General features: G+C 70.5%; 16 protein-coding genes. 11 read left to right on the top strand and 5 right to left on the bottom strand.

Going from position 1 to position 17648, the window contains the following annotated elements; all coding sequences use genetic code 11:
• Positions 1-51: 51 nt before the first annotated feature.
• The 5 genes from AC5Y6X_RS15545 to AC5Y6X_RS15565 all read left to right on the top strand — a co-directional run bounded on the left by AC5Y6X_RS15545 (position 52) and on the right by AC5Y6X_RS15565 (position 4825).
• Positions 52-1095, top strand: a complete 1044-nt coding sequence (locus tag AC5Y6X_RS15545; protein WP_499987712.1) for a zinc-binding dehydrogenase — start codon at positions 52-54, stop codon at positions 1093-1095.
• Positions 1092-1505, top strand: a complete 414-nt coding sequence (locus AC5Y6X_RS15550) for a nuclear transport factor 2 family protein (RefSeq protein WP_499987338.1) — start codon at positions 1092-1094, stop codon at positions 1503-1505. The genes AC5Y6X_RS15545 and AC5Y6X_RS15550 overlap by 4 nt, the downstream gene beginning before the upstream one ends.
• Entirely contained in the window at positions 1506-2321 is an 816-nt protein-coding gene (locus tag AC5Y6X_RS15555; protein ID WP_499987339.1) for an SDR family NAD(P)-dependent oxidoreductase, read from the top strand.
• Positions 2322-2683: 362 nt separating this feature from the next.
• Positions 2684-3973, top strand: a complete 1290-nt coding sequence (locus AC5Y6X_RS15560) for a calcium:cation antiporter family protein (RefSeq protein WP_499987340.1) — start codon at positions 2684-2686, stop codon at positions 3971-3973.
• 33 nt (positions 3974-4006) lie between these two features.
• Complete coding sequence (locus AC5Y6X_RS15565; protein WP_499987341.1) at positions 4007-4825, top strand: SDR family oxidoreductase; 819 nt, start codon at positions 4007-4009, stop codon at positions 4823-4825.
• Between the two features lie 121 nt (positions 4826-4946).
• Here the strand turns inward: AC5Y6X_RS15565 and AC5Y6X_RS15570 are convergent, their stop codons facing one another.
• From AC5Y6X_RS15570 to AC5Y6X_RS15580, 3 genes are all read right to left on the bottom strand, one after another.
• Positions 4947-6491 (bottom strand): flavin-containing monooxygenase, encoded by a 1545-nt coding sequence (locus AC5Y6X_RS15570; RefSeq protein ID WP_499987714.1) that lies wholly within the window; start codon positions 6489-6491, stop codon positions 4947-4949.
• Positions 6492-6520: 29 nt separating this feature from the next.
• Complete coding sequence (locus AC5Y6X_RS15575; RefSeq protein ID WP_499987342.1) at positions 6521-8320, bottom strand: flavin-containing monooxygenase; 1800 nt, start codon at positions 8318-8320, stop codon at positions 6521-6523.
• Positions 8321-8386: 66 nt separating this feature from the next.
• Positions 8387-9058: a TetR/AcrR family transcriptional regulator gene (locus tag AC5Y6X_RS15580; RefSeq protein ID WP_499987343.1), complete on the bottom strand. Its 672-nt coding sequence runs from the start codon at positions 9056-9058 to the stop codon at positions 8387-8389.
• A gap of 12 nt (positions 9059-9070) precedes the next feature.
• On the opposite strand from AC5Y6X_RS15580, the gene AC5Y6X_RS15585 reads away from it, so the two are divergent.
• The gene (locus tag AC5Y6X_RS15585) at positions 9071-9694 is read left to right on the top strand and encodes a TetR/AcrR family transcriptional regulator (RefSeq protein ID WP_499987344.1); all 624 of its coding nucleotides are present in this window, start codon (positions 9071-9073) and stop codon (positions 9692-9694) included.
• Between the two features lie 20 nt (positions 9695-9714).
• Here AC5Y6X_RS15585 and AC5Y6X_RS15590 read toward each other — a convergent pair whose 3' ends face one another.
• Positions 9715-10188, bottom strand: a complete 474-nt coding sequence (locus AC5Y6X_RS15590) for an SRPBCC family protein (RefSeq protein ID WP_499987345.1) — start codon at positions 10186-10188, stop codon at positions 9715-9717.
• Positions 10189-10297: 109 nt separating this feature from the next.
• Between AC5Y6X_RS15590 and AC5Y6X_RS15595 the strand changes: the two genes are divergently transcribed.
• The 5 genes from AC5Y6X_RS15595 (at position 10298) to AC5Y6X_RS15615 (ending at position 16144) form a co-directional block, all read left to right on the top strand.
• On the top strand, positions 10298-11119 hold the full coding sequence (locus tag AC5Y6X_RS15595; RefSeq protein WP_499987347.1) for a mycofactocin-coupled SDR family oxidoreductase: 822 nt from the start codon (positions 10298-10300) through the stop codon (positions 11117-11119).
• Positions 11120-11244: 125 nt separating this feature from the next.
• Positions 11245-11427 carry a heavy-metal-associated domain-containing protein gene (locus AC5Y6X_RS15600; protein ID WP_499987716.1) on the top strand — a complete coding sequence of 61 codons (183 nt, stop codon included), beginning with the start codon at positions 11245-11247 and terminating at the stop codon, positions 11425-11427.
• The gene (locus AC5Y6X_RS15605) at positions 11424-13676 is read left to right on the top strand and encodes a heavy metal translocating P-type ATPase (RefSeq protein ID WP_499987351.1); all 2253 of its coding nucleotides are present in this window, start codon (positions 11424-11426) and stop codon (positions 13674-13676) included. Before AC5Y6X_RS15600 ends, AC5Y6X_RS15605 begins: the two co-directional genes overlap by 4 nt.
• Before the next feature lie 42 nt (positions 13677-13718).
• A complete protein-coding gene (locus AC5Y6X_RS15610; protein WP_499987718.1) occupies positions 13719-15110 on the top strand; it encodes an alpha/beta hydrolase in 1392 nt (463 codons plus the stop codon).
• Between the two features lie 224 nt (positions 15111-15334).
• Positions 15335-16144, top strand: a complete 810-nt coding sequence (locus tag AC5Y6X_RS15615) for a polysaccharide deacetylase family protein (RefSeq protein WP_499987354.1) — start codon at positions 15335-15337, stop codon at positions 16142-16144.
• Positions 16145-16161: 17 nt separating this feature from the next.
• Here the strand turns inward: AC5Y6X_RS15615 and AC5Y6X_RS15620 are convergent, their stop codons facing one another.
• Complete coding sequence (locus tag AC5Y6X_RS15620) at positions 16162-17538, bottom strand: FAD-binding oxidoreductase (protein ID WP_499987358.1); 1377 nt, start codon at positions 17536-17538, stop codon at positions 16162-16164.
• Positions 17539-17648: the final 110 nt, after the last annotated feature.

A 17648-nucleotide genomic window follows, 5' to 3' on the forward strand; every position in this document is an offset into this window, starting at 1 on the left:
CGAGATTCTATATCGATTATTCGAGAAGTTTAAGGCTGACGATTGCGCGCTGTGGTGTTGCGGGACGGCCGGCTGCAGGTCCGTGAGACGCCGGACCCCAAGCCCGGCCCGGGCGAGCTGTTACTGCGGACCCTGAGCACCGCGATCTGCGCGTCGGACGTCCATTTCATGGACCATCCGGAGCTGGCTATCGACGACCCGACCGGGCGCTCGCGCTACGACGCGGATCGCGACATCGTGCTGGGCCACGAGTTCGTCGGCGAGGTGATCGCGCACGGGCCCGGCTGCACCGACCAGTTCGACGTCGGCGCGCGGGTGACGGCGATGCCGGTTCGGCTGGTCGACGGCGGCGCGGCCGGCATGCGGATCATCGGCCAGCATCCCGAGGCGCAGGGCAGTTTTGCTGAGCTGCTGGTGGTTTCGGAGCCGGCGGCCAAGCCGGTCGTCGGCGACGTCTCCAGCGACGCCGTCGCGCTGACCGACGCGTTCGCCGTCGGCGAGTTCTACGTCAGGTCCGCGCAGATGCACGACGGCGAGGTCGCCATCGTCGTCGGCGCCGGGGCGATCGGGCTCTCGGCCGTCGCCGCGCTGGCCGCCCGCGGCATCGAGCCGATCATCGTGGCCGACTACAAGTCCGACCGCCGCGAGCTGGCCCGCGATCGCTTCGGCGCGCACGTCGTCGTCGACCCCGCCGACAAGTCACCGTTCGATGCTTTCAGGGACGTCCGCGCCGAACGCGGATTGCCCGGGCCGGCAGTCGTTTTCGAGTGCGTCGGCGCGGCCGGGCTGATCCAGCAGCTCGTCGAATCCGCCGAGATGGCGACCCGGATCTACTGCGCGGGCGGCTGGTATACCGGTGACACCCTGGACATCACCACCGCCACCCGGCAGGGCGTCACAATACAATTCGGCGGCGGCCCCCACCCGCAGGACTGGTACGGAACGCTGGACGCCATCGCGTCCGGGCGACTGGACCCGCTGCCCAGCGTCGGCAAGGTCATCGGCCTCGACGAGGTGCCGGCCGCACTCGACCTCGCCCGCAGGTCCGACGGGCCGCCGCGCATCGTGGTCCACCCCAACGGGGACGTCAAGTGACCGAACGCGAAGACCGCCAGGACATTTCCGAGCTGCTGGTGCGCTACGCCACCGGGATCGACCGGCGCGACTGGGCGCTGTTTCGCACCGTGTTCACCGACGACTGCGAACTCGACTACGGCGAGATCGGCGCGTGGAAAGGGGTCGACGCCGTCGCCGACTTCATGGAGCAGGTGCACGCGCTGGCGGGGCACACGATGCACCGGCTGAGCAATCTGGCCATCACCGTCGACGGCGACCGCGCCGTCGCGCGGACCTACATCGACGGCCTGATCATGGCCTCCGACAACACATCCGGCGTCAACGCGATCGGCTTCTACGACGACGAGATCGTCCGCACCGACGCCGGCTGGCGCATCGCGCGCCGCCGCTACACCCAGGTGCGGCTGACCACGGTGGGGGGCGCCTAGGTGACATTCGCGAGCAAGTACGGACCGTGGGCGCTGGTCGCCGGCGCCTCCGACGGGCTGGGGGCCGCGTTCGCCGCGGGACTCGCCGAGCGCGGCGTCAACGTGGTGCTGCTGGCGCGGCGCCAGGCGGTGCTCGATCGGGTTGCGGCCGAGATCAACTCGCGGACATCCGTCCAAACGCGGACCCTCGCCGTCGATCTCGCCGAACCCTGCGCGGCGTCGGCGATCGCGGCGGCCACCGCCGACCTGGAGATCGGCTTCCTGGTGTACTGCGCGGGTGCCGACCCGAACTTCGAACCGTTCCTTGCCAATCCGATCGAGGCCGCCGAGTCGATGGTGCAACGCAACTGCATGGCGCCGATGCAACTGTGCCACCACTTCGCGCCCGCCATGGTCGAGCGGGGCAGCGGGGGAATCGTCATCTTCGGCTCCGGCGCCGGATTGGCCGGCGGACCGAACATGGTCGCCTACGGCGCGTCCAAGGCATTCGACATGGTCTTCGCCGAGGCGCTGTGGGCCGAGCTGCACGACAAGGGCGTCGACGTGCTCGGCCTCATCCTGGGCAAGACCGACACACCGGCGTTGCGCCAACTCGAATACAGCCGCGGCCTGATCGGCTCGCCCGACGAGTCGCCACCGGACGCCGCCGCCGTGGACGACGTCGTCGCCGACGCCTTCGAGAACCTGACGAACGGGCCCACCCGGCTGGTGGGCGAGGACCTGCGGGCCGCCGCGCAGCTGATGGCGTCGCTGACCCGCAAGCAGGTCGTCGAGCTCTTCACCCAGGCCGCCGCCGCCGCGATGGGCCCCGGGTAGCGGTGCGCGCCGGAACCCCGGGCTCCGGCGCTGCGTCCTAGTGGATATCGGCGTCGAGCTACCGGTGCCCGGCGCGGGCGCGGCGGGCCGTCGGCCGTCGGGACACCGCACGGGGCCGCCGCGGGGCCGCCGCAAAACCGCACCACAACACCCCGAGCAGGTTTGCCAAAATTTAAGATCAGCGCGGCCGAACTTTTTAGATTGCGCTGCTGGCCAGCAAAGACAGGCAGCCGGCCGGCGTCGCCTTGCCGGTCTGCGACGTTGCTGGCGTGGATGGCCGTCGGGTAGTTTTGGAAAGCAGTTCGCCCGGCCCGCGAGCCGAAGTAACAGCGATGATCGGCACCCCCGGACCGAAGGATGACATGCTCGCAACATCGGCTGCCCAGACCGCGACGGCGTCGCGCTCGCCGCGCCGCACTCTGGCCCGCTCGGCGCTCATCACCGCGATATTCATCATTCCGGCCGTCGTGGTGCGCATCGTCGGCCTGCGCCCGGATCCCGTTGCCGCCCTGCTGATCTTCGGGGCCGCGGTCGTCGCCGCCAGCTTCCTGCTGGCGTGGGCGGCCGAGGCCGCGCAGATCGATGTGTCCGGCGGGCTGGCGATCGCGATCCTGGCGCTGATCGCGGTGCTGCCCGAGTACGCCGTCGACCTGTACTACGCGTACGTGTCCGGCCACAATCCGGACTACACCCAGTACGCCGCGGCCAACATGACCGGATCCAACCGGCTGCTGATGGGCCTGGGCTGGCCGGTGGTGGTGTTGGTCGGCATCGCCGTGGCGCGCAAGAGCGGCGCGGGCAGGCCCGGCGGTGTGCGGCTGCAGCCGGCCAATCGCGTCGAGCTCGGGTTCCTGCTCGTCGCCGGCGTGGTCGCGTTCGCGATACCGGCGATCGGCCAAATCCATTTCGCGCTCGGGTTGGCGCTGCTGGCCTGGTTCGGCTTCTACCTCTACAAGGTCAGCCACGGCGAGGTGGAGGAGCCCGAGCTGATCGGCACCGCGGCCGCGCTCGGGGAGCTGTCCGACCGTGCTCGGCGGATCGCCGTCGTCGGCCTCTTCGTGGCGTCCGGCGCGGTGATCCTGTTGTGCGCCAAACCGTTCGCCGACAACCTGGTCGCGGCGGGCACCGAGTTGGGCGTGGACCGGTTCCTGCTGGTCCAGTGGCTCGCCCCGTTGGCCTCCGAGGCCCCCGAGTTCATCATCGCGACCATCTTCGCCGCGCGCGGCAAGGGCACGGCGGCCATCGCCACGCTGATCTCGTCCAAGGTCAACCAGTGGACGCTGCTGATCGGGTCCCTGCCGGTGTCGCACCTGCTGGGAGGCGGCGGCTTCGCCCTGGAGCTCGACTCCCGCCAGATCGAGGAGGTGCTCCTCACCGCCACCCAGACCCTGATGGGCGTCGCGCTGATCCTGGGGCTGCGCTTCCGTCGGGCCGCGGCGTGGGCGCTGCTGGGGCTGTTCATCGTCCAGTTCCCGCTCACCTCGACCTACGGGCGCCTGCTGCTCTGCGGCGCCTACACCGCGGTGGCCGTTGCGGGCCTGATCGTCAACCGCCGCCACCTGGCCGCCACCGTTCGGGCGCCGTTCGTCGGGACGGCCATCCGCCACGGTGGTCACCCCCACCATTTGGAGGGTTCCGGACTCCCGACCTAGCACGCGCGATCGGCTTGTATAGCATCGCGAGCTGTGGCCCGAGAAGTGTTGACCGTCATCGGCGTGGGCGGCATGGGCCAGGCGATCGCGCGGCGCCTCGGCGCCGGCAGGACCGTGCTGCTCGCCGACTACGACGAGGGGACGCTGGCGTCGGTGGCCGAATCGCTGGCCGCCGACGGCCATTCCGTCGAAAGCCGTCGCGTCGATGTCGCCTCACCGGAATCGGTGCACGGCCTCGCCGAATACGCGGCGTCACTGGGCAGCGTCACGCAGGTGGCGCACACCGCCGGGCTGTCCCCGTCGCAGGCCCCGGCCGACGCGATCCTGGCCGTCGACCTGCTCGGCGTGGCACTGGTTCTCGACGAGTTCGGTGAGGTCGTGGCGCCGGGCGGCGCGGGTGTGGTGATCGCCAGCATGGCCGGGCACATGTTTCCGCCGGTGACCGCCGACCAGGAACGCGCCCTGGCCCACTCGCCGGCCGGCGAACTGCTGCAGCTGGACTTCATCCGCGGGATCACTGACCCGAACATGGCCTATCCAATCGCCAAGCAGGCCAACCACATTCGGGTTCGCGCCGCCAGCGCCTACTGGGGCCGGCGGGGCGCGCGCATCAATTCGATCAGCCCCGGCATCATCTCGACACCGATGGGGCAGCAGGAGCTCGCCTCCCCGGTCGGCGACGGCATGCGGGCGATGATCGCCATGTCCGCGACCGGCCGGCTCGGGACTCCCGAGGACATCGCCGCGGCCACCGCGTTCCTGCTCGGCCCCGACGCCTCCTTCATCACCGGCACCGACCTGCTCGTCGACGGCGGGGTCATCGCGGCGATCAAGTCGGCCAGCGCCGGGTAGCGTCTTGCCGCCGACCCGCTGAGCGTGTGGCCTACGCACGAATTTGGGGCAGTTTCCCTACCTAGGAGCCACGCTCGGCGAATAGGGTGAGGCCGATGAGATCAACGAGGCCTACGCCGGCCTAGCCGCCGGCGAGCTGATCCGCCGCGTCGTCGACTGCGGTCTCGACCAGTACCGCGGCGCCGGCCGCGCCCGTGCGGTGCAGCCAGTCCCGCGGCCGCAGCCGCCAGGTCCGGCGGGCGTACTCCAGCTCCGTGTACGGCCATTGCGTGACGATGCGCCCGGTGGGCGACCGGAAATAGCTGTCGCACTGGGTCCAGATGGTGCGCGCGAGGTCGGCGGAAAGCCGGTCGTTGTACCGCCTTTCGGCCTCGGGCCGCACGTCGACGTATCCGCCGCGACGCGCCACCCTGCTCACCGCGCTGGCCACCAGCCGCGCGCCGGCCTCCAGGATGTAGACGATCGAGTTGCCGCCCTGGTTGGTGTTGGGGCCGTAGAGCATGAAGAAGTTCGGGAATCCGGCGACGGCCACGCCCAGGTAGGCGCTGGGGTCGGGTCCCCAGCGCTCGTGCAGGCGACGGCCCCCCGCCCCGATCACGTCGATGCCCGAAAGATAGCGCGACGTCTCGAATCCGGTGGCCAGCACGATCGCGTCGACGTCGACGGCGTCGCCCGCCGCGGTGACGACCGACGTGGCGGTGATGCGGTCGATCGGGTCGGTGACGAGCTCGACGTTGTCCTGCTGCAGCGCGCGGTAGTATTCGTCGCCCAGCAGCACCCGCTTGCAGCGGAACGGGTAGCCCGGGGTCAGCGCGCGGCGCAGCCGCTCGTCGCCCACGGTGCGCTCCAGAAACGATGTCGCGACGTGCGAACGGGCGGCCACGATCGGGTCATCGGCGAAGGTTGCGGTGTTGTCGTGCTGGAACTTCCAGATCTGCCAGCGGGCGCGTCGCATCGCCAGGGGGTTGCGCCGAAAACGCGCCAATTCGGTTGCGCTGTAGGGGCGGTCGTCCTTGGGCACCATCCACGGCGGTGTGCGCTGGAAGACCGTCAGCCGGTCGGCGACCTTGGCCAGCTCGGGAACGACCTGCACTCCGCTGGCGCCGGTGCCGATCACCGCGACCCTCTTGCCGGTCAGGTCGACGCCGTGATCCCACTGCGCGGTGTGCATCAGCGCGCCGTCGAAGTCGGCCACGCCGGCGATGTCGGGAAGCCTGGCCGAGCCGAACAGGCCGACCGCGCAGACCACCACGTCGGCGGACAGCGTCGCGGCCAGCCCGGCGCGCTGCAGCTCACAGTCCCAGCGCCAGGTGTCCGCGTTCCAGCGCACCGCGCGCACCCGGGTGTCGAGCATGAGGTGACGACGCAGGTCGAAGTCGTCGGCCACGGTCTCCAGGTAGGCCAGGATCTCCGGCTGCCGGGCGTAGGTGCGGCTCCAGGATTTGTTGGGCGCGAACGAAAATGAGTACAGGTGGCTCTGGATGTCGCAGGCCGCGCCGGGATAGGTGTTGCGGCGCCAGGTCCCCCCGACACCGTCGTCGGCCTCGATGATGATCAGGTCGTCGATGCCGGCCCGGCGCAGGGCCACCGCCGTGGCGAGGCCGCCGAAGCCCGCGCCGACGATCGCGACCCTCGGTGGGCGCCGGCGCCGGGTCGCCGCCCGCATCCGGCCGACGAGGTAGCGCCGGCGGCGCGTCACGGCGCGCCCCCCGGGCCGCGGATCTCGAACCCGTCCAAATCCCCCGCGGCGCGCCACTTCTCCAAGAGGTCGGCGTACTCGGTGGGCGCGCCGAAGAAGAAGCTGCCCTGCCGCGTCTTGGCGTCCGCCTTGCCCTCCCGGTTGTAATAGCCGGGGGTGCACGTCTTGGCGCGCTCGGCGCTCGCGACCGACCGGGCGACAACGGTGTCGACCCAGGCGGCCTCGGCGCTCGCCGACGCCTCGACCTCGGCGGCCCCGTGCTCCAGCGCCCACGCGATGATCCACGCGACGTGGGTTGCCTGCACGTCGAGCAGGTACGGGAAGTTCACGGTGAGCCCCGCCTGGGCGATGCTCTCGATGAAGCAGTTCGGGAAACCGTTGGCGCACAGACCCTGGAAGGTGCGGACGCCGTCGGCCCAGCGTTGGGTCAGGGTGACGCCGTCGCGGCCGATCAGCTCGAACCCGGTGCGACGGCAGTAGTCGGTGCCCACCTCGAAGCCGGTGGCGAAGATGAGGCAGTCGAGGTCGTACGCCGCCCCGTCGACGACGACGCAGGACTCGGTGATGCGTTCCACCCCGCGGCCGCGGGTGTCCACCAGCGTGACGTTGTCGCGGTTGAACGTCTGCAGGTACTCGTCGTGGAAGCAGGGCCGCTTGCAGAAGTAGCCGTACCAGGGTTTGAGCGCCTCGGCGGTGGCGGGGTCGGCCACGATGTCGTCGACCCGCGCCCGGATCTCCTCCATCTTGGCGAAGTCGGCGATCTCGATGTCGCGGCTCCGCTGCTCCGGGCTGCCGGCCCCGTCGGCGTCGTGGCGCATCACCGGGAGCTTGCGGGTGATGCTCGTCCACGCGTCGGCGACGAGATCCTCGGGTGCCTGCCCGCCGGCGGTCAGGATCTGGAAGTTCTGTATCCGCTCCCGTTGCCAGCCCGGCCGTAATGCGCTGGCCCACAGTGGATCCGTGGGCCGATTGGCCCGCACGTCCACCGACGAGGGCGTGCGCTGGAAGACGTAGAGCCGCCCGGCCGCCGCGGCCAGGTGCGGCACACACTGGATCGCGGTCGCACCCGTGCCGATGATCCCGACGCGCTTGCCGGCCAGGTTCTCCAGCTTCGCGCCCGTGTACTCGTAGTCCCACCTGCTGGTGTGGAAGGTCTTGCCGCCAAACGCGCCGATCCCCGGGATGCCGGGCAGCTTGGGCTTCGCCTGATATCCGTTGGCCATCGAGACGAACCTGGCTCGCATCTCGTCGCCCCGGTTGGTGCGGATGACCCAGCGCGAACTTGCGGCGTCCCAACGGATCTCGTGCACGTCGGTCTGCAGGCAGGCGTCGCGGTACAGGTCGTAGTGCTCGGCGATGCGCCGGCAGTGCGCGAAGATCTCGGCTCCCCTGGCGTATTTCTCCGTCGGGACGTAGCCGAGCTCCTCCAGCAGCGGCATGTACACGTAGGACTCGACGTCGCAGGCGATCCCGGGATAACGGTTCCAGTACCAGGTGCCGCCCACGTCGGCCGCCCTGTCGATCAACCGCACGCTTTCGACGCCGAGCTGGCGCAGCCGCGCGCCCGTCAGCAGCCCGCCGAAACCCGCGCCGACGATGGCCACATCGACCTGGTCGCGCAGCGGGTCGCGCGCGAAAGTGCCGTCGGCCCAAGGGTCTTCACCGAACCGGGCGAACTCGCCCGCGATCTCCACGTACTGGGCGATCCCGTCCGGGCGTATTCGCCGGGCCCGCTCCTCGGCGTACTTGCGTCGCAGCGCATCGACGTCGAACGCGCACCCAAGGGTCTCGGTCAAGGTCTCGACTCCGCTCTACGTGGACCCGACTCTATAATCAATCGCTTGATCATATCAAGCGGATCGTCACGCCCCGCCGAACAGCGCGCCCCTGACCAGCACCTTGGCCGAACTCAGGGCGGCCTGGTACTCGTCGGCGGGCAGGGTGGCGGCCAGCTCGGTCAGGCCGTAGACGAGCGCGTAGATCGCCTCCACGGTGGCTCGCGGATCGCCGGCGAGCTCACCGCGCCGCCGCGCGTCCTCGACGACGCCCTCGATGATCTCCCGGAACGTCGCGAACCCCTCCGCGTCCCGCCCGTCGGCGCCCACCACGTTTTCCGCCCGGATCGCGAATTCGAATGCGGCGAGGTCGGGGTACTCGCGCATCAACTGGCCGCATTCGTCGAGCACCGCTTCGATTCGGTCGACGACGTCACCCGGGCCTTCGGCGGCCCGGCGCAGCCGGGGCATGAACGCGTCGGCCCGCGCCGAGATCGTCGCCTTGATCAATTCCGACTTGTTCGGAAAGTAGTTGTACAGGCTCGCGCTCGACACGTTCGCCACGCGGGCGATCTCACGGATCGTGGCCTTCGCGTGCCCCACCTCGGCCACGCATCTCATGGTCGCGGCGATGATGCGCCGACGGGTTTCCTCACCACTGGCGCCGACGGGGCGGCCCAGCTGCGTTCGGGTCGTGGTGGGTCGGGTCCTGGCTGATATGTGGTCGAATATATGCGACCAATCAAGGAGTTCCGGCATCCGCGGAGGTGCATGACCGCCACGCCGTCGCAGCTCGGGCGTCCGGTGGGGGCGGACGCCGAGCGGACTCGTCGACGCATCATCACCGCGGCGATGCGCTGCGTGGCCCAGGCCGGTTATGCGCAGGCGACGATCCGCGAGATCGCCCGCGCCGCCGACATGACCAGCGGCAGCCTGTATCACTACTTTCCGAACAAGTCCGAACTGATCAAGGCGACCGGCGAGCAGATCGAGGACGTCGTGTCGCCCCGGCTGCGCGCCGCCGCCGCACGGTGCGACGGCGCCGTCGACCGGCTCGATGCGGTGCTGGACGAGTCGCAGAGATTGATACACGACTATCCCGACCTGGCCGCGTTCCTGCGGGCGATGCGCGCCCAGGGCGACGCCCAGTCGCGGCGCGGCGGCCCGAATTACCCGGGTTCCAAGGCGCTTCACGACGTCGTCACCGAGATCGTCGAGAATGCCGGCGCGCGTGGCGAGCTGGCCCCCGGTCTCGGCGCGGCGGCCACGGTGGAGGCCATCTGCGCGCTGGCGCGCGGGCTGTCGGAGCGGGCGGGCACCGTGGCGCCGAAGACCCACGACGCCGCGGTGGACGCGGCGAAAAAACTCATCCGGGGAACGCTTTTCAAGCGCTGACCCGGCGGATCCCCGCGGAACTACTTCGCGGCGTAGCGGTCGCGCAGGTTGGCCAGCGTCTTCTCGATGCCGGCCGCGTTGGCCTTCCGGAAGCCCATCCGTTCGTAATACTTCAGCTTGTTCTTGAGCGCACCGGCGTCGCGATAGTCGAACGTCTCGGTGACCTGGGTCAGGGTCGGGGACAGCGCCTCGAATTCCCAACGCCAGCGGTGCCCGAGCGGATGACGCCACTCGACCACCTCGTTCGGCTTGAGTTCGGTCACCGTGCTGGTGATGCGGTAGGGCAGGCCGTACATCTTCATCTTCGTCGAAAACTTGGACCCCACAACCATTTGCGGCGGCACCTCGATGTTGTCGCGCACGGTGCCGGAGCCGTCGAGCTCGTGGTGGCGGCGAGGGTCGGCGGCCAGCGCGTAGAGATCGGCGGCCGGCGCGGCGACCTCAACCCTGCGGCTCACCTGTCGCGGTCCCCGGTCAACAACCGTGACGGTCATGATGTCTCCTTCCGACTGTTCGCCAGCGCCATGTCGAGGCTACGCTTCGGCGAGTCGCCCCATCACAGCTGGTGACGGCGCGCAGCGAGGAAGGGGACCGAAAGGACCGATGAGCCAGCCACTCTCGGGGCGGGTCGCGCTGATCACCGGGGCCGCGCGAGGACAGGGCCGGGCGCACGCGGCGCGGCTGAGCGCCGAGGGCGCCGACGTCGTCGCGCTCGACATCGCGGGGCCCTTGCCGCCGAGCGTTCCCTACGATTCGGCGACGCCCGAAGACCTGGCCGAAACGGCGCGGTTGGTGACCGCCAACGGCAGGCGGGCCATCACCGCCGTCGTCGACATCCGCGACGCCGACGGCCTCGCCGCCGCCGTCGACGACGCGGTCGGCGAGCTGGGCCGTCTCGACGTCGTCGTCGCCAACGCCGGCATCTGCAGCCCGGCGCCCTGGGACCGGATCACCCCCGACGCCTTCCGCGACACCATCGACACGAACGTGACCGGGACGTGGAACACGGTGATGGCTTGCGCCCGGCACATCATCGCCGGCGGCCGCGGCGGTTCGATCATCCTCATCGGCTCGGCCGCCGGCATCAAGATGGAGCCGTTCATGGTGCACTACGTGGTGAGCAAACACGCCGTGACCGGGATGGCGCGCGCGTTCGCCGCCGAACTCGGCCGCCACAACATCCGCGTCAACAGCCTGCACCCCGGGGCCGTCGCCACCCCCATGGGCGACGACCGGATGCGCGAGGCGATCCGATCCGCCGGCGACAGCTACCCATACCTGCGGGGCCTGAACAGGCCGCTGCTGCCCGAGGGCACCGCCCAGCCGGAGGACGTCGCCGACGCCGTCGCCTGGCTGGCCTCCGACCAATCCCGATTCGTCACCGGCACCCAGGTCTCGGTCGACATGGGCATTTCCTACTGCTGAGCGCTGCTGAGCGCTGCCGAGCGCACGATCCCCGCCGCCGACCCGCGCCACCGACCAGGCACACTGGCGGTCGGGGGTATTGAGGAAGGAACGACGTGACCGTCAGCGAGTACCGGGTGCGCGGAATGAGTTGCGGTCACTGCGAGGCCGCCGTCCACGAGGAGGTCAGCCGGATCCCGGGCGTCGCCGGCGTCGACGTGAACGCGCAAACCGGCAGGCTCGTCGTCACCAGCGCGGCGCCTATCGATGCGCGCGCGGTGCTCGGCGCCGTCGAGGAGGCCGGCTACGAGGCGGTGCCGGTCGCGTGAGAACCGCGTCCGGCACCGGGGCACGCGACGTCGAGCTGGACATCGCCGGAATGACCTGCGCCTCGTGCGCGATGCGCATCGAGAAGAAGTTGAACAGGCTCGACGGCGTCACCGCGAGCGTCAACTACGCGACCGAGAAGGCAACCGTCACCGTCCCCGCCGGCTACGACCCGCGGGCGCTGATCGCCGAGGTCGAGAAGACCGGCTACGCCGCGGCCCTGCCGCACCCGGAACCGGCCACCGAGCCACCGGGTGACGAGCGTGAGCTGGCCTCGCTTCGCGCCCGCCTGATCGTCGCGACCGCGCTCGCCGTCCCGGTGATCGCCATGGCGATGATCCCCGCCCTGCAATTCCGCTACTGGCAATGGGCGTCCCTGGCGCTGGCCGCGCCCGTCGTCGCCTGGGCCGGCCGGCCCTTCCACCAGGCCGCCTGCGCCAACCTCAAGCACCCGACGATGGACACCCTCGTCTCGATCGGGACGCTGTCGGCGTTCGGCTGGTCGCTGTACGCCCTGCTGCTGGGCACGGCCGGGGAGCCGGGCATGCGACACGGCTTCGCGCTGACCGTCACGCGCGGCGACGGCGCCGGCAACGTCTACTTCGAGGTGGCCGCGGGCGTGACCCTGTTCGTGCTGGCCGGCCGCTATTTCGAGAGGCGCTCCAAGCGGCGCGCGGGGGCCGCGCTGCGCGCCCTGCTCGAGCTCGGCGCCAAGGACGTCGCGGTGCTGCGCGACGGAACCGAGAGCCGCATTCCCGTCGGCCGGCTCGCGGTGGGCGACGTCTTCGTCGTCCGCCCCGGCGAGAAGATCGCCACCGACGGGATCGTCGTCTCCGGCTCCTCGGCGGTGGACGCCTCGATGCTCACCGGCGAGTCCGTCCCCGTCGAGGTGGGCGAGGGCGACACCGTCACCGGCGCCACCGTGAACGCCGGCGGCCGCCTCGTCGTGCGCGCCACCCGGGTCGGCGACGACACCCAGCTGGCGCAGATGGCCAGGCTCGTCGAGGCCGCCCAATCGGGCAAGGCCGACGTCCAGCGGCTCGCCGACCAGATCTCCGGCGTGTTCGTCCCGCTCGTCATCGCGATCGCCGCGGTCACCCTGGCCGCGTGGCTCGTCGCCGGATTCGGGCTGAGCGCGGCGCTGACGGCCGCCGTCGCGGTGCTCATCATCGCCTGCCCGTGCGCGCTGGGGCTGGCGACCCCGACCGCGCTGCTGGTCGGAACCGGCCGCGCCGCCCAGCTCGGCATCCTGATCAAGGGGCCGGAGACGCTGGAGTCCACCCGCAGGGTCGACACGATCGTGCTCGACAAGACCGGCACGGTGACCGCGGGCGAGATGGCCCTCGTCGACGTGATCGCCGCACCCGACACCGACCGGGACGCGCTGCTGGCCTACGCCGGCGCCCTGGAAGACGCCTCCGAGCATCCGATCGCACGGGCGATCGCCGACGGCGCACGGGCGGAACTCGGCCCGCTGCCCGAGCCCGAAGGCTTCACCGCGGTGCAGGGCACGGGCGTCCGGGGCGTGGTCGACGGCCACGCCGTGGTCGTCGGGCGGGAGAGCCTGCTGGCCGATTGGGCCCAGCGGCTCGACGCGGCGCTGTCGGCGGCGAAGGCCCAAGCCGAGGCCGAGGGCAACACCGCAGTCGCGATCGGCTGGGACGGCCGGGCCCGCGGCATCCTGGTGGTCGCCGACACCGTCAAACCCACCAGCGCCGAGGCGGTCCGGCAGTTCAACCGCCTGGGCCTGACGCCGGTGCTGCTGACCGGCGACAACCGGGCGGTGGCCGAACGCATCGCCGCAGAGGTCGGCATCGCCCACGTCATCGCCGACACCATGCCCGCCGACAAGGTCGCGGCCGTCAATCGCTTGCAGGCCGAGGGCAGGGTGGTCGCCATGGTCGGCGACGGCGTCAACGACGCGGCCGCCCTGGCCGCCGCCGATCTGGGGCTGGCGATGGGCACCGGCACGGACGTGGCGATCGAGGCCGCCGACCTCACCCTGGTTCGCGGCGATCTGCGCGTCGCCGCGGACGCGATCCGGCTCTCCCGCCGCACGCTGGCCACCATCAAGGCCAACCTGTTCTGGGCGTTCGGCTACAACGTCGCCGCCATCCCGCTGGCCGCGCTCGGACTGCTCAATCCGATGTTCGCGGGCGCCGCGATGGCGTTCTCCAGCGCCTTCGTCGTCGGCAACAGCCTGCGGCTGCGCCGCTTCGCAACCGCGATCAGCGGCCCCGATGTGGGATAGTTGGTGTCCTCAGCCTCCGGATTCAGCGAAGGTCGCGAACTGTTGAGCCACTTCTTCGAGCAGCTGTCCTTGCTGCACGGCTGGTTCCCCCTAGCGGTGCAGGCGATCACGCTGCTCGTGGCCGTCGCCGCGATCGGGTTGCGCCGGCGCCGGTGGCGTGGCTGGCCGTTGCCGGTGGCGCTGGGTGTCGCGGCCGCGGCGACGGGGCTGTCGTACTGGTACATCACGTCGCTGGGGGTGGCCGGGGACCCGGCGCCCCTGTCGCTGTGGCTGTGGGTGGCGATGAGCGGGCTCGCGGTCGCGGCGCTCGTGCTGGGTTGGCCGGGCGCCCGCTGGTGGCGGCGCGGGCTGGCGGTGCTCGCGGTCCCGCTGTGCGCGTTGTGCGCGGCCCTGGCCGTCAACGGCTGGGTGGGCTACTTCCCCACCGTGTTCGCGGCGTGGAATCAGCTGACGTCCGGGCCCCTGCCCGACCAGATCGATCGACTGCGGGTCACCGAGATGCAGGTCGCGGGGACCAGGCCGGACAAGGGCGTCGTCGTGCCGGTGAACATCAGCGCCGACGCGTCGCACTTCTCCCACCGCGAAGAGCTGGTGTATCTGCCGCCGGCCTGGTTCAACAGCAACCCGCCGCCCCGGCTGCCGACGGTGATGATGATCAGCTCGGCGTTCAACACCCCCGCCGACTGGCTGCGCCCGGGCGGCGCCTTCACCGCCATCGACGACTTCGCCGCCCACCACCACGGCTTCTCCCCGGTGCTGGTGTTCGTCGACCCCACCGGCTCGTTCGACAACGACACCGAGTGCGTCAACGGCGCCCGGGGCAACGCCGCCGATCACCTGACGAAGGACGTCGTGCCGTTCATGGTCTCCAACTTCGGGGTGAGCGCCGACCGGGCCAACTGGGGCGTCGCCGGGTGGTCGATGGGCGGCACCTGCGCGGTGGACCTGGCCGTCATGCACCCGGAGCTGTTCAGCGCGTTCCTCGACATCGCCGGGGACCGCAGCCCGAGCATCGGGTCGAAGGACCTGACCGTCGCCAAGCTGTTCGGCGGCGACGTCGCCGCCTGGGCCCGCTACGACCCCATCACCGTCATGAACAAGCACGGGCGCTACACCGGGGTGTCGGGGTGGTTCGACATCCCGGCGTCCTCGGACGCGCAGAACCTCGCCGAGGCGACCAATCCCGGCCTCATCGCCGCGCGCACCGACCCCTCCGCCAACCCCGAGGGCCAGGACGCCGCCGCCAAGGCCCTGTGCGACGCCGCCTCCGCCAACGGCATCACCTGCGCTGTGGTGACCCAGCCCGGCAGGCATGACTGGCCGTTCGCCGCCCAGGCGTTCGCCTCGGCGCTGCCCTGGCTGGCCTCGACGCTGGGGACGCCGGGCGTCGAGCCCGTGCAGCTACCGCAACGCGGCAGCGGGGAACCGCACTGACCGCCCCCAATTCACAGCTGACGCTCCCGGCCCGATTCGGGCATATCGGTGCTGGCAGTGGTACGGTTCGCTGCTGTGGTGACAGTGCAGCTCGACAAGACCGGCGTTCGGCGCGCCGGCTTGCCCGTCACGCCCTCCACCGCAAACCACCCGCTAAGAATCGGGTCGGGTTCCCTGCTGCCGAAGCTGCGCGGCCGCGGGACCGAGACCATGCCATGTTCGAGATGAATCGCCGTCGTTTCCTGGGGTCGCTCGCCGCGGCCACGGTCGCCGGTGTGGGCGCGGCCCGGCTGGTGGTCGACCCGCAACCGCGGACGTTCGCCCAGGCGCCCGCGGCGTCCGCGGCCACGTCGGGTCCGACCGCCCCGGCGGCCCTGTTGCCGCCCCCGCCGCCCAGCGCCCGCATCCCGCTGCCCGGCGGCGGAGCGCTGATGAGGATTCCCGGCGACGGCGACCTGCTCGCGCTGACCCTCGACGACGGGGTCAACAGCGAGGTCGTCCGCGCCTACACGCAGCTCGCCAAGGACACCGGCGCGCGGATGACCTTCTTCGTCAACGGCGTGTACGACTCGTGGACCGAGAACGCGGCCATGCTGCGGCCGCTGGTGGATTCGGGGCAGATACAACTCGGCAACCACACCTGGTCGCACCCGGATCTGACGACGCTGCCGCCGGCCAAGATCGCCGAACAGCTCACCCGCAACGACGATTTCCTGAAGCAGACCTACGGCGTCGGCGCGAAGCCGTACTTCCGGCCGCCCTACGCGAAGCGCAACGCCACCGTCGACGGCATCGCGTCCGACCTCGGCTACACCGTTCCGACCCTGTGGTCGGGTTCGTTATCGGATTCCACGCTGATCACCGAGGAATACATCCTGAAGATGGCCGATCAGTACTTCACGCCGCAGTCGATCGTGATCGGTCACCTCAACCACCTGCCGGTCACGCACGTCTACCCGCAGCTGATCGACATCATCAAGGACCGAAACCTGCGCACCGTCACGCTCAACGACGTATTCCTGCGGACGCCTTAGCGATTCGCGCCGGGCGCCTAGTGCGCCGGCACGATGTTCTGATTGATGTGGAAGACGTTGGCCGGATCGTATTGCGCCTTGATCTCGCGCAGCCGCTGATAATTCGGGCCATAGGTCGCGCGCACCCGGTCTTGCCCCTCGTCCATCATGAAGTTGACGTAAGCCGCCCCGGCCGAGTACGGGCGGGTGGCCTCCCAGTAGTCCTTCGTCCAGCGCTTCAGCACCTCCGCATTCGCCGGGTCGGGATCGACCCCGGCGATCACCTGTGAGAAGTTGACATCCCGGTGGGCCCAAGCGGTTTCGGTTTGACCGACGCGATGGACCGCGCCGTCGACCGGGTACAGGTGCATCGTGGAGTGCATGGTCGGCAGCTCCTCGGTGAAGCGGGCGTGGGCCTCGACCGCGTTGTCGGGCACCGTCCGGATGAGGTGTCCACGCCAATACCATTGCAGCCCTTTGGGATACAACGCGTCGAAGGTTGATTGCAGCGCGGGGTACGGGGCCGGGCCTATGCCGTCGAAGGCCGGCTCCATCTGCCGGATGGGCGCGAAGACCTCGTCGGCACGCGCGGGATCGCCTGTGTAGCACCACATCACGGCGCAGGCCTTGCGTAGGTGGAACGCCTCGGGGAACGGCGGCGCCGGCGGGACGGTCATGGTGGCGAAGAACCCGTAGAGGTCGTCGTCCTGCGCGGGCAGGAAATCCCGGTACCACCGGAGTATGTCGGCCGTGCACGATGACGGCCACGCCGTCGGGCCGCAGATCACCGTGTGCACGGGGTGCAGGCGGAACGTGAACGCGGTGACCACGCCGAAGTTTCCGCCGCCGCCGCGCAGCGCCCAGAACAGGTCGCGGTGCTCCGATTCCGACGCCGTCACCGTCCGGCCGTCGGCCAGCACGACCTCGGCCTGCAGGAGGTTGTCGATGGTCAGCCCGTGCTTGCGGGTCAGGTAGCCGTGGCCGCCGCCCAGGGTGAGCCCGCCGACGCCCGTGCTGGAGATGATGCCCGACGGCGTCGCCAGACCGTGCGCGTGCGTCGCGCCGTCCACCTGCGCCCACGTCGCACCGCCCTGGACGCGTACCGTGCGCCGGTCGGCGTCGACGTCGACGCGGTTCATCGGTGACAGGTCGATGACGAGGCCGCCGTCCACGGAACCGAAACCGGGGCCGTTGTGACCGCCGCCGCGGACGGCGACCGCGAGGTTGGACGTCCGCGCGAATTCGAGCGCGCCGGCGACGTCGGCGGCCGAGCCGCACCGCACGATCACCGCCGGGCGCTTGTCGATCATGCCGTTGTGCAGCGCCCTGGCCTCGTCGTAGCCGGCGTCGCCGGGCAGGATGACCCCGGACCCGAATCGGCCGTGCAGTTCGTCGGTCGCGGTTGTCAGGCTCATGGCCCGCACCTCCTTGTTGCCTCGTTATGCCGCGACGCTACGGGGCCAGAAGGCCGTGCGTCATGACCACAACGAAGCATTTCCGAGGCATCCAACGATAGTCAGAACTG

The organism is Mycobacterium sp. NGS26 (assembly GCF_059813025.1).

Bases quoted from the DNA above. Each gene is read 5' to 3' on its own strand.
- AC5Y6X_RS15595 (WP_499987347.1), top strand. From the start codon at position 10,298: ATGAGCCAGCCACTCTCGGGGCGGGTCGCGCTGATCACCGGGGCCGCG.
- AC5Y6X_RS15615 (WP_499987354.1), top strand. From the start codon at position 15,335: ATGAATCGCCGTCGTTTCCTGGGGTCGCTCGCCGCGGCCACGGTCGCC.
- AC5Y6X_RS15580 (WP_499987343.1), bottom strand. From the start codon at position 9,058: ATGCCGGAACTCCTTGATTGGTCGCATATATTCGACCACATATCAGCC.
- AC5Y6X_RS15585 (WP_499987344.1), top strand. From the start codon at position 9,071: ATGACCGCCACGCCGTCGCAGCTCGGGCGTCCGGTGGGGGCGGACGCC.
- AC5Y6X_RS15590 (WP_499987345.1), bottom strand. From the start codon at position 10,188: ATGACCGTCACGGTTGTTGACCGGGGACCGCGACAGGTGAGCCGCAGG.
- AC5Y6X_RS15600 (WP_499987716.1), top strand. From the start codon at position 11,245: ATGAGTTGCGGTCACTGCGAGGCCGCCGTCCACGAGGAGGTCAGCCGG.
- AC5Y6X_RS15560 (WP_499987340.1), top strand. From the start codon at position 2,684: ATGCTCGCAACATCGGCTGCCCAGACCGCGACGGCGTCGCGCTCGCCG.
- AC5Y6X_RS15570 (WP_499987714.1), bottom strand. From the start codon at position 6,491: ATGCGGGCGGCGACCCGGCGCCGGCGCCCACCGAGGGTCGCGATCGTC.
- AC5Y6X_RS15620 (WP_499987358.1), bottom strand. From the start codon at position 17,538: ATGAGCCTGACAACCGCGACCGACGAACTGCACGGCCGATTCGGGTCC.